Source organism: Xanthomonas sp. NCPPB 2586 (assembly GCF_041475775.2).
In the GTDB taxonomy this organism is placed as follows: Bacteria; Pseudomonadota; Gammaproteobacteria; order Xanthomonadales; family Xanthomonadaceae; genus Xanthomonas; species Xanthomonas campestris.
In genome coordinates this window covers 957,769-969,508 of sequence record NZ_CM192981.1, presented here as the reverse complement: position 1 = coordinate 969,508, position 11,740 = coordinate 957,769, and the positions used below count along the sequence as shown (strand labels likewise).

The window sequence follows — 11,740 nt, the reverse complement described above, 5'->3', positions numbered from 1 at the left end:
GGGACGCGGCCGCAGTCGTGTGTGCGGTGGCTGCGCCCAGCGCCCGCCGCCGCCATACTTGCGCGATGTATCCCTCGCAACGCCGCCGCCTGCTGTTCACCTTGTCCATTGTGCTGGGCGGGATGCTGGTGGCCATGTTCGCGGCCGGTTACTTTGTCGAACAGAACGCACTGCGCGAGGAAAGCGCCTCCGTGCAACGCCAGCTGCGCCTGTATGCGCAGGCGCTGCAGCAACGCATCGACCGTTACCGCACCCTGCCGCAGATCCTGACGCTGGACCCGGACCTGCGCGCGGCCGTCGACGCGCCGTTGTCGGCCGACCAGGTCGAACGCCTCAACCGCAAACTCGAACGCGCCAACAACGTCACCCAGTCTTCCACGCTGACCCTGATCAACCGCGACGGCATCGCGCTGGCCGCCAGCAACTGGCGCGGCGCGCGCAGCAATGTGGGCGTGGATTATGCGTTCCGCCCGTATTACCAACAGGCCTTGGCCAGTGGCAGCGGCAGCTTCTACGGCATCGGCCTGACCACCGGCGAGCCGGGCTATTTCCTGTCCCAGGCCATCCGCGACCCTGCCGGGCAGGTGCAGGGCGTGGTGGTGATCAAGATCGCGCTGGCGGCACTGGAGCGCGAATGGCTGCAGACCCCGGACATCGTGCTGGCCTCCGACGCGCACGATGTGGTGTTCCTGGCCAGCCGCCCGCAGTGGCGCTACCGCATGCTCGCCCCGCTCAGCGAACGTGACCGGCGCGAACTGCAGGCCACCCGCCAGTACGCCAGCCAACGCCTGCTGCCGTTGCAGCGCCGCGTGATCGAACCCACCGGCAGTGGCGGTGTGCTGGCGGAGGTGCAGATGCCGCCACTGAGCGGCCAGGTGCTGTGGCAGACCCTGCAGGTGCCCGAGAGCGGCTGGCGCCTGCACCTGCTGCACGACACCCGCGCCAGTGCGGCCGCCGGCCGCGCGGCGGCCATCGCGGCGGCCGGTGCGTGGCTGGCGCTGGCACTGCTGTGGTTGTTCGTGCAGCAGCGTAGCCGGCTGTCGGCCTTGCGCCAGCGCAGCCGGCATGAACTGGAAACGCTGCTGCAGCAACACGCCGAAGAACTGCGCACCGCCCAGGATGGCGTGGTGGCAGCGGCGCAACAGGCCAACACTGGCCTGAGTCGCAGCCTGGAACATCTGCCGCAAGGCGTTGTGGTCATCGACGCGGCGCTGAACCTGGTGGCGTGGAATTCGCGCTATGTGGAACTGTTCCGCTTTCCCGCCGAGCTGTTGCAGGTCGGCCGGCCGATCGAAGACCTGTTCCGCTTCAACGCGCGCCGCGGCCTGCTCGGGCCCGGCCCGATCGAGGCCGCCATCGAACGCCGCCTCAACCATCTGCGCAGCGGCAAACCGCACATGCGCGAGAGCGAGAAGGAAGACGGCACGGTGCTGGAAATCCGCGGCAACCCGCTGCCCGATGGCGGTTTTGTCACCAGCTACGCCGACATCACCACCTACAAGAACGCCGCGCGCGAACTGCGCTCGCTGGCCGATGCGCTGGAACACCGCGTAGCCGAGCGCACGCGCGATCTGGCAGCAGCCAAGCGCGAGGCCGAAAGCGCCAACCGCTACAAGACCCGCTTCGTCGCATCGGCAGTGCACGACCTGCTGCAGCCGCTCAATGCCGCGCGCATGTTCGTCTCGGTGTTGCGTGGGCAGGTGCACGCCACCGGCAGTGCGCAACTGGTGGACAACATCGACGGCGCACTGGCGGCGCAGGACGCCATCCTCAACAGCCTGCTCGACATCTCGCGCCTGGAAGCCGGCAGCCTGAAAACCCAGGTCCGCGATTTTGCGATCGGCCCGCTGCTGGACACCCTGGCGCGCGAGTTCGGCATCCTGGCCGAAGACCGCGGCCTGGTGCTCGACTGGGTGCCCACCTCGGCGGTGGTGTTGAGCGACGAAACCCTGTTGCGTCGCATCCTGCAGAACTTCCTGTCCAATGCGATCCGCTACACCCCGCGCGGCCGCGTGCTGCTGGGGTGCCGTCGGCGTGGCGGCTGGTTGCGCATCGAGGTGCACGACCAGGGCCCGGGCATTCCCGAAGCGCTGCAGCACGAAATCTTCGAAGAATTCCGCCGCCTCGACGACGGCGTGGCCAACGACCGTGGCGCAGGCCTGGGCCTGGCGATTGTCGAGCGCATCGGCCGCCTGCTCGGGCATCGCATCGGCCTGCGCTCCACGCTGGGCGGCGGCAGCGTGTTTTCGGTCAGCGTGCCGCTGGGCGAACGTGCGGCCATCGTGCAGCCATTGCCCACGCCGCAGTTGCAGCACGAACACGGCAACGACCCCATCCTGCACGGCTGCCGGGTGTGGTGCGTGGACGATGATCCGCGCGTGTGCGAGGCCACGCGTGCACTGCTGGAGCGCTGGGAATGCCGGGTCGATTTTGCCGGCGGCCCCGACGACGCGCTGGCCGCGGCCAGCCCCGACGATGCACCGGAACTGCTGCTGCTGGACGTACGCATGGGCAACCATTACGGCCCGATGCTGCTGCCGCAACTGGTGGCGCAATGGCAGCGCGAACCGCGCGTCATCCTGGTCACCGCCGAACCCAGCCCCGCCCTGCGCGAGCACGCGCTGGAGGCGGGCTGGGGCTTCCTGTCCAAACCGGTCCGGCCGCCGGCGCTGCGCGCGTTGGTCACGCAGATGTTGTTGCGGCGCGGGTAAGTTGTAAATTCTGACAACCAATGTTAAGAAAAATACAGCCTCTCACCCTCGTTCAAACTATATATTTCTCCCATTTCACATCTCGCATTATCAGGCGACCTGTAATTTTCGACAACAACACCAAAAGACGGGCAAGCCCTATTGCTGGATCCCGAAAAAATAGATAGGAATCCTCACCCAAAGCCGGGAGAATTATCCCTTCATTTTTGATCAAAATTCCTTGCGATAAGTCTAGATAGACATCGGGATGAGCGCCCGGGGCAAGCTTAGATATCGCTCGCTCAATCACCCCCAGGTCCGATCCCCCATAAGTCACAACCACGTTCAACTCTCTGTCGTATGGCCAGTCCAGGTCACCAAGCTCTACAGATCCTAAGCTACTTGGCCTAAGCCGACTAACACTTGCAATATTTGAAGCTATCGTGCTCAGATCTGACGGGCTAATCTCAGTCTTTATCTCAAACGTTGCCACCACACCCTCTTGGAATATCAGATCATGCCCGCTAGAAAATGGTAACCGAGGCATAGATTTCAGAACTAGCACGATATCCTGCTGCCTTGACCGACCATCGTAAGAATCCAAAATCACCCCACTCAGGATATTTGTCATTCCTGGAAGATGCGCCTGTAGAAAATCTTTTATGAGAGATTCTCTGGCAGCACCAGCTGTAACAGCATGACCCAGGACGTTAGTCGCCTCGTATTGGTGACTTAGTGCCCTTACAACACCATGACAGTATTCAACCAAAGATTTCATTGTGCACCACTAAATAAAAATGCGTCTTGAAAAAAAATAACAGCTCAGCAATAGCTATTCTTAATTCAGGCGCTACTGAGATCTAAGTGCGCTCATCCCTCGCCTTCCGGCTCCAACGCCTTGACCAGCACCGCAGCCTGGGTGCGGCTGTAGCAATCCAGCTTTTTCAGGATGGCGGTGACATGCACCTTGACGGTGTTCTCGGCCAGGCCCAGTTCGTGCGCAATCTGCTTGTTCAACAGGCCATCGGCCAGGCACAGCAACACGCGAAATTGCTGCGGGGTGAGCTGGGCGAGCTTGGCCGCCAATTGCGCATCGGCTTCCGAGCGCTCGGCGGTCATCGGCGGGAACCAGGTGCCACCATCGAGCACGCTGGCCACCGCGGTACCGATCGATTCGGCCGGGGTGGATTTGGGAATGAAGCCGGCCGCGCCGAACTGCTGCGCGCGCCGGATCACGCGCGGGTGGTCGTTGGAGGAAATCACCACCACCGGAATGTCCGGATGCTCGCCACGCACGTGCAGCAGCGCGGAGAAGCCGCGCGCGCCCGGCATGGCCAGGTCCAGCAGCACCAGCTCGGCCTGCGGATGCGAGCGCAGCATCGCGCTCAAGGTGGTGGCGCTGGAGGCCTCCACCACTTCGGCAGTGGGCAGGGTCTGGTGCAGCACGTGGATCACGGCAGCACGGAACAACGGGTGGTCGTCGGCGACGAGGATGGTGAGATCGGCCATGCGCCAAGTCTGGCACATGGCTGCGTCGCTTTCCCGCTGCGCTGCGCGGTAGGTGACTGGTGCTCGGTGCTAGACGGCCCGGGCATGCGGCAGGCGCGCTGCCGATGCGCTCGATGCACTGAACTCCGCGCACGCCTCGGATGGCAGACACGTAGACAATCCCTCCATCGAACGCCTGCATGGCGTGCATGCGCTGCTCAATTTCGCCGCGATCAAGCGGCCCGTTCAATGCGTGTTTTCACCATGAAACACGGGTCGGCCCACTCCGCGACCGCTCAGCGCGGCGGCTGGGTGCTGGCGCGCCAGGCTTCCAGGAACTGCCGGCGCTTGAGCTTGTCCAGATAGACCAGCAGGCCGGGACCAAGTGGAATCGGTCGGAACGGCGGCTGCGCCGAGCCACCGCGACCACCGGCCGACGGCAGGATCGGCATCAACCGCGCCTCGCGCGAGAGCACCTGCTGGCCGCGCGGCGAGAGCAGGTAATCCAGGAACCGGCGCGCCTCGGGCGCGTGCGGCGCGGTCTTGGGGATCACCGCGGTGCGCAGCGCCACCAACGTGTAGTCCTGCGGCTGCACGATGCCCAGCGGCGCGCCGGCATCGATGCGCGCCTGTGCGTAGGAGCCGAGCACGTTATAGGCCAGCAACAACTCGCCGCGGCTGACACGGTCCAGCAAGGTGCCGGTACGTTCTTCCAGACGCACCTGGTTTGCCCCCAGCGCGGCCAGCAACGCGCCGGCAATGCTGCCCACCTGCCCGTCCTGGGTGGCGAACAGATAGCCCACGCCGCTGCGCTCGGCATCGTAGGTGCCCACCTTGCCGCGCAACGGCGCATCGGGTGAACGCAACAACGCGAGCAGTTGCCGGCGTGTACGCGGCACCCGCGCGGCGGCGAGCTTGCGCGTGTTGTAGACGATGGCCACCGGCTCGTAGCTGATGCCGAAGACTTCGTGCCGCCACTGCGCCCAGGCCGGCAGCGCTTCGGTCTGCGCCGAGCGATGCGTCAACGCGTGGCCATCGTTCACCAGCTTGGTCTGCAGATCCATGCTGGCGCTGATCAGCAGATCCGCCTGCGGCGCATTGGCGGCCGGATGCAGGTACTGCTCGTAGATGTCCCAGGCGATCACGTCTTCGTAGATCACCTCGGTGCCGGGATGCAGGCGCTGGTAGTCCTGGATCACCGCGCCAAACACTTCCAGATCGGTCGAGCCCTGCACGCGCAGCTGCGCCTGCACCGCGCCCTGTGCCGGAAATCGCCGTACATCGCCGGGCGCCGCCCAGGCCAGTCCGCACAGCAGCAGCAACACCACACCACACACCACGCGCATCACGCCGTGCCTCCGGGAAAATGCAATGACGCAATCAGCCCGCCGCCGATGCGATTGGACAGATCGATGCGCCCACCGTGCGCCTCAACCACGCGCTTGACGATCGCCAGGCCCAGGCCCGCCCCACCGGCCGGTGCATCCGGGCCGCGCACAAAACGCTCGAACACCCGCTCGGCCTCGGCCGGCGGAATGCCCGGGCCGTGATCGGCGATGGTCAGCACATGCTGGTGGCCGTCGCTGGTCAGGGCAACCTGCAATGGCGCGCCGGCGCCGTATTTGCAGGCGTTGTCGATGAGATTCTTCAAGGCCTCGCGCAGCAGCAAGGCATCGCCGCGCAGCAGCGCCGGCTGCGGGTCGATCGCCAGATGCACGCGCGGTGCCTCCTCGCCACGTGGCAGTGCGTCATGCAGTGCCTGGTGCAGGAGTTCGACCAGATCGACCGTGGCAAACCGCTGCAGATTGGCGCGATGGATCACGCTGGCATCGCTGAGCAGCTGATTGAGCAGGCGGCTCATATGGCTGGCGTTGCGTTCGATCGCCACCAGGCTGCGCTGCATGTCGCGCGGGTCGTCGTCGTCCATCGCCAGCTGCGCCTGCGCACGCAACGCGGCCAGCGGCGTGCGCATCTGGTGCGCAGCCTCGGCCATGAACGCGCGCAGGGTTTCGTTGCTGGACGACAACCGCGCCATGAAGCGGTTGAGCGCGGCGACCATCAACTGCATTTCCTGCGGTGCGGGCACCGTGAGCGGTTTCAGATCGGAGGGCTCGCGCCGCGAGAGATCACGCTCGATGCGTTGCAGCGGGCGCAACGCGCGATACACGCCAATCCACACCAGCGCCAGCGCCAGCAGCGACAGCACCGCGATCGCCACCAATGCGTTGAGCACCACATCGCGCGCCACCGCGTCGCGCGCGCGGCGGGTCTGGCCCACCTGCACGCGCACCTCGCCCTGCCCGGAGTCCGAGGCCACCCGATGCATCACCACCGCAAAGCGCACCGGCTCGCCGCTGTAGTTTGCGTCGAACAACAGCGGCCGCTCGCCATCGGGTGCACGCGGCGGCAGCGGCAAGGTGTCTTCGCCGGTGATGGTGCGGCCCTGTGCATCGAACACGCGGTAGAACACGCGGTCTTCCGGCGCCATGCCCAGCAGGTCGAGCGAGGCATACGGCAGATCCACCTGCCAATCGCCGCCCACCAACGCCACGCTGTCGATGATCGACAACGCCGACGACACCAGCAGGTGGTCGTAGGAGCGATTGGCCGCACGCTCGCCGTAATCGCGCGCGGCAAAGAACAGCACCACCGCGCCCAGCAGCGACAGGCTGCTCAGATACAGCAGCAGCGTGCGCCGGATCGACGGCGCCACCGCGTGGGCTTCAGCCATCGCTGCCGGCCTCGGCGACGGCCTGCGGGTCGGCCTCTTCCAGCTTGTAGCCGGCGCCACGCACGGTGACGATGCGCAGCGGCGCACCGATCAACTTGCGGCGCAGCCGGCCCACATACAGCTCGATCGCATTGGGGCCGACATCGTCATCGAAACCGAACAACCCGTTGCCGATCTCGTCCTTGCCCACCACCTGGCCCAGCCGTCCGATCAGGATTTCCAGCAGCCGGTACTCGCGATTGGGCAACTCGATCGCCACCCCGTCCAGGCTCACGGTGTGCGCAGCGTTGTCGAACACGAACGCGCCGAGTTGCACCACCTCGCTGGCCTGGCCGCGATTACGCCGCAGCAGCACCCGGCAGCGCGCTTCGAACTCACGAAAGTCGAACGGCTTGCCCAGGTAATCGTCGGCCCCCACATCCAGCGCCTGCACGCGGTCTTCGATGCCATCACGCGCGGTCAGCATCAGCACCGGCGTGGTGTCGCCGCGCTCGCGCATCCCGGCCAGCACGCGCAATCCATCCAGCTTGGGCAAGCCGATATCCAGCACCACCAGATCAAAGCTCTGGTAGCGCAACACGCTGGCCGCGGCCAACCCGTCCTGCTGCCAATCCACCGCATGCCCGCTACGGCGCATGCGCCGCACGATGGCATCGGCAAGGTCGGCGTTGTCTTCGACGAGCAACAGGCGCATTGGGGCAGGGAATCGTGAATAGGGAATGGGGAATCGCAACAGCACGTCACCGCGGCCGGAAGGTAACAGGCCTCGCCAACAAAAGCTCTCCCATCCAAACCATGTACTGCAGTCCGTCGCTGTTGCGATTCCCCATTCCCGACTCCCGATTCCCGCACCTGACAGGTCCATGACAGCTTCGCGGGACTAGGCTGCAGCCAGCTCGCCGTGACGCGGTTGCGGCCGATTGATTGCCTGTGCTGCACACATGTACCTGGGAGGGTCTGTGATCAACGACACCTTGCGCTTGCGCGCCATTACCGCCTGTGCGGCCATCTGTCTGGCGCCGGCGGCACACGCGGCCGATGACGAAGGCCCGGTGACCGCCGAAGTGGGCGGGCGCGTGCATTGGGACTTCACCGTCTTCGACAACGATGAACGCGGCACGCCCGAGCGCAACGACACCCAGTTCCGCCGTGTCTGGCTGGACGTGGCTGGCAAGTTCTACGGGTTCAACTACAAGGCCGAGGCGGAGTTCGCCGGCCTGCAGTACGAACCCGGCAGCCGCGGCATCCTGGCGCGCGATGTCTACATCGCCAAGAAGTTCTCCGCCGGCACGCTGACCGTGGGCCAGTTCAAGCAGTACTTTTCGCTCGACGACCGGACCGGCTCCAACTATGGCCCGTTCCTGGAACGCGGCTACGCCTCGACCACGCTGGCACCGATCTACCGCAAGGCGATTTCCTGGCAGACCAGCCGCCCGGATGCCACCTGGTCCACGGCCGCCTACAGCCTGGAAAGCATCGACAATTCGGCCACCAAGGGCGGTGCGCTGGGCACGCGCCTGACCTTCGCACCGGAAATGGGCGACGCACGGCTGCGCCATCTGGGCGTGTCGCTGGCGCACGAGCGCTACTCGCATCCCGGCAGTGGCGGCGCCTCACCGCTGCTGATCCGCCCGCGCCCGGAGAACGATCTCGCCAACAACAGCCGCATCACGCTGGCACGCTTCGCCGATGGCCGCGACACCGACTTCGACAAATGGTCGTTGGAATATGCCGAAGTAGTCGGCCCGTGGTCGTGGCAGACCGAGTTCAGCGGCGGCCTGCTCGACGATGGCGCGCAGCATGCCAAGGTGCTGGCCAGCTATGGCCTGGTCAGCTGGTTCGTGACCGGCGAGTCGCGCGGCTACGACCGCAAGACCGGCCGCTTCAGCCGCATCAAGACACCCAACCGCCCGTCCGGCGCGTTCGAGCTGGCGCTGCGTTACGACTACATGCGCGGCGACCAGCATCTGGATGGGCAACCCAACTTCATCGATGCCAACACGCAGTCGTGGACGCTGGGCGGCAACTGGTATTTCAAGCCCAATCTGCGCGTGATGCTCAATGTGATCGACAGCCGCAACCGTGACCGCATGGTGGATGCGGTGGTCGATCATACGTTGGCCCTCACCGGCCGCTTCCAGTACGACTTCTGAGTGGCCTGCATCTTCGCCCTGCGTCATCGCGCGCCTGCGCCCCGCCACTGCAGCGGCGCGCTGCCGTCCGCCAATGCGGTGGCCTGCACTTTGCCGCATGACAGCCACACCGCCGTCACGTCAGCCGCCCCCAGCGCTGGCGTGTACCACCCTCGCTGCTGCGCGCCCGGCGCAGTGGCGCGCTCCACTTATCCCCCGCTGCACGCCTCAAAGGATTTGCCCGCATGCTGACCGCGCTCGGTTTCGGAATGGTGATCACCTTCATGTACCTGATCATGAGCAAGCGGCTGTCGCCGCTGGTGGCTCTGATCACGGTGCCGATCGTGTTCGCATTGCTCGGCGGCTTCGGCACCGGCATCAACGAGATGATGCTCGACGGCATCAAGAAGATCGCGCCCACCGGCGTGATGCTGATGTTCGCCATCCTCTATTTCGGGGTGATGATCGATGCCGGTCTGTTCGACCCACTGGTCGGCCGCATCCTGCGCCTGGTCAAGGGCGATCCGCTGAAGATCGTCATGGGCACGGCGATCCTGGCGATGCTGATCTCGCTCGATGGCGACGGCTCCACCACCTACATGATCACCGTCTCGGCGATGCTGCCGCTGTACCAGCGGCTGGGCATGAACGCGCTCAACCTCACCTGCGTCACCATCCTGGCCAGCGGCGTGATGAATCTCACCCCGTGGGGCGGCCCCACCGCGCGTGCCGCCACCGCATTGCATGTGGATCCGGCCGATGTGTTCGTGCCGCTGGTACCGGCCATGGCGATGGCGATCGCCGGCATCATTGCACTCGCCTGGCTGCTCGGCATGCGCGAGCGTCGCCGTCTGGGCGTGGTGCGCCTGCCGGCCGATGGCAACTGGCTGGAAACCAGCCTGCCCGACGACAACGACGCCCTGCCGCGCGTGGAAGACACCGAAGACATGAAGCGGCCCAAGCTGCTGTGGGTGAACCTGGTGCTCACCCTCGCGCTGATGGCCGCGCTGGTGGTGGGCATCCTGCCGATGCCGGTGTTGTTCATGATCGGCTTCGCGCTGGCGCTGATGATCAACTACCCCAACCTGGCCGAGCAGCGCCGCCGCCTGGTCAACCACGCCGGCAATGTGTTGTCGGTAGTGTCGCTGATCTTCGCTGCCGGCATCTTCACCGGCATCCTGTCCAACACCGGCATGGTCGAAGCGATGTCGCGCAGCTTCCTGGCGGTCATTCCCGACAGCTGGGGTCCGTACCTGGCGGTGATCACCGCCATCGTCAGCATGCCGTTTACGTTCTTCATGTCCAACGACGCGTTCTACTTCGGCGTGCTGCCAATTCTGTCCGAAGCCGCCGGCCATTACGGCATCACGCCCGTGGAAATGGCGCGCGCCTCGCTGGCCGGCCAGCCCGTGCATCTGCTCAGCCCCCTGGTGCCCTCGACCTATCTGCTGGTCGGCCTGGCCAAGGTCGATTTCGCCGACCACCAGCGCTTCACCCTGAAATGGGCGGTACTGATTTCGATGCTGATGCTGGCGGGCGGGCTGCTGTTTGGCTTGTTTCCGTTGGCGCGCTGATCGCGCGCCGGGAATGGGGAATCGGGAATGGGGAATCGCAAAAGCGGCGCTGCGCTGCCGTTTCGATTCCTGACTTCCACATAAAAAATAGAAACCGCGGCCCCTGCTCCACCGATTCCCCACTCCCGATTCCCCATTCCCAACTCCGAAGGAGTTCAAGCAATGACGCTTCGCATCGCATACGTCACCAGTGGCATGGGCAGTGTGGGCACTGCGATCTGCCAGAAACTGGCGCGCACCGGGCACACGGTGGTGGCCGGGTGTGGTCCTAATTCGCCGCGCAAATCGGCGTGGCTGCGTGAGCAACGCGAGCTCGGGTTCGACTTCGTTGCCTCCGAAGGCAACGCCGCCGATTGGGATTCCACCGTAGCTGCGTTTGCCAAGGTCAAGGCGGAGGTCGGCGAGATCGATGTGTTGGTCAACAACGCCGGTGGCAGCCGCGACACGCTGTTCCGCCAGATGAGCCGCGACGACTGGAATGCCGTGATTGCCAGCAATCTGCATTCGCTGTTCAACATCACCAAGCAGGTGGTGGATGGCATGACCTCGCGCGGCTGGGGGCGCATCGTCAACATCGGCTCGGTCAGCGCGCACAAGGGCCAGATCGGGCAGATCAACTTCGCCACCGCCAAGGCGGCCATGCATGGGTTCAGCCGTGCGTTGGCGCAGGAAGTGGCTTCGCGCGGTGTCACCGTCAACACCATTTCGCCCGGCTATATCGCCAGCGCTTCCATCAGCAATTTCCCACCGGATGTACTGGACCGCCTGGCCACCTCGGTGCCGGTGCGCCGGCTCGGCAAACCGGCCGAAGTGGCGGGCCTGTGCGCATGGCTGGCCTCCGACGACGCCGCGTATGTGACCGGCGCGGACTATGCGGTCAACGGCGGTTTGTACATGGGCTAGTGCGCCATGCACGTGCTGCGCTGCTGCGTGGAGGCTGGCATCCATCACGCGCAGCGCAGCGATGCACCTGGCGACGCAGCAGTGCGTATAGCCGCCCGTGCTGCGGCCGCCTCCCGCGCATGCAGCAACGTTTGGCACCCCTTCCCCTTGCACGCCACAGCCCAACGCGCTCCGTTTCATGCCCTGCATCACTCCCCACAGGCACCGCGCCAACCCGCCGCA

9 protein-coding genes are annotated in these 11,740 nt (G+C 65.3%); 4 read left to right on the top strand and 5 right to left on the bottom strand.

Features of this window, described 5'->3' with window-relative positions:
- Positions 1-65 precede the first annotated feature (65 nt).
- Positions 66-2,711 carry a hybrid sensor histidine kinase/response regulator gene (locus ACCQ09_RS04125; RefSeq protein ID WP_040940693.1) on the top strand — a complete coding sequence of 882 codons (2,646 nt, stop codon included), beginning with the start codon at positions 66-68 and terminating at the stop codon, positions 2,709-2,711.
- 52 nt (positions 2,712-2,763) lie between these two features.
- Here ACCQ09_RS04125 and ACCQ09_RS04120 read toward each other — a convergent pair whose 3' ends face one another.
- The 5 genes from ACCQ09_RS04120 to ACCQ09_RS04100 all read right to left on the bottom strand — a co-directional run bounded on the left by ACCQ09_RS04120 (position 2,764) and on the right by ACCQ09_RS04100 (position 7,603).
- On the bottom strand, positions 2,764-3,468 hold the full coding sequence (locus ACCQ09_RS04120; protein ID WP_162866357.1) for a DUF6602 domain-containing protein: 705 nt from the start codon (positions 3,466-3,468) through the stop codon (positions 2,764-2,766).
- A 92-nt stretch (positions 3,469-3,560) separates the two neighbouring features.
- Positions 3,561-4,199 (bottom strand): response regulator, encoded by a 639-nt coding sequence (locus ACCQ09_RS04115; protein WP_011038447.1) that lies wholly within the window; start codon positions 4,197-4,199, stop codon positions 3,561-3,563.
- Positions 4,200-4,474: 275 nt separating this feature from the next.
- Positions 4,475-5,524 (bottom strand): ABC transporter substrate-binding protein, encoded by a 1,050-nt coding sequence (locus ACCQ09_RS04110; RefSeq protein WP_014508907.1) that lies wholly within the window; start codon positions 5,522-5,524, stop codon positions 4,475-4,477.
- Positions 5,524-6,909: a sensor histidine kinase gene (locus tag ACCQ09_RS04105; RefSeq protein ID WP_042596965.1), complete on the bottom strand. Its 1,386-nt coding sequence runs from the start codon at positions 6,907-6,909 to the stop codon at positions 5,524-5,526. Before ACCQ09_RS04105 ends, ACCQ09_RS04110 begins: the two co-directional genes overlap by 1 nt.
- Complete coding sequence (locus ACCQ09_RS04100; RefSeq protein ID WP_040940691.1) at positions 6,902-7,603, bottom strand: response regulator transcription factor; 702 nt, start codon at positions 7,601-7,603, stop codon at positions 6,902-6,904. The genes ACCQ09_RS04105 and ACCQ09_RS04100 overlap by 8 nt, the downstream gene beginning before the upstream one ends.
- A gap of 265 nt (positions 7,604-7,868) precedes the next feature.
- On the opposite strand from ACCQ09_RS04100, the gene ACCQ09_RS04095 reads away from it, so the two are divergent.
- From ACCQ09_RS04095 to phbB, 3 genes are all read left to right on the top strand, one after another.
- On the top strand, positions 7,869-9,062 hold the full coding sequence (locus ACCQ09_RS04095) for an OprO/OprP family phosphate-selective porin (RefSeq protein WP_040940690.1): 1,194 nt from the start codon (positions 7,869-7,871) through the stop codon (positions 9,060-9,062).
- Between the two features lie 224 nt (positions 9,063-9,286).
- Positions 9,287-10,615 carry a CitMHS family transporter gene (locus ACCQ09_RS04090; protein WP_011038452.1) on the top strand — a complete coding sequence of 443 codons (1,329 nt, stop codon included), beginning with the start codon at positions 9,287-9,289 and terminating at the stop codon, positions 10,613-10,615.
- A gap of 162 nt (positions 10,616-10,777) precedes the next feature.
- A complete protein-coding gene (gene phbB / locus ACCQ09_RS04085) occupies positions 10,778-11,518 on the top strand; it encodes an acetoacetyl-CoA reductase (protein ID WP_014508912.1) in 741 nt (246 codons plus the stop codon).
- The last annotated feature ends 222 nt before the right edge of the window (positions 11,519-11,740 follow it).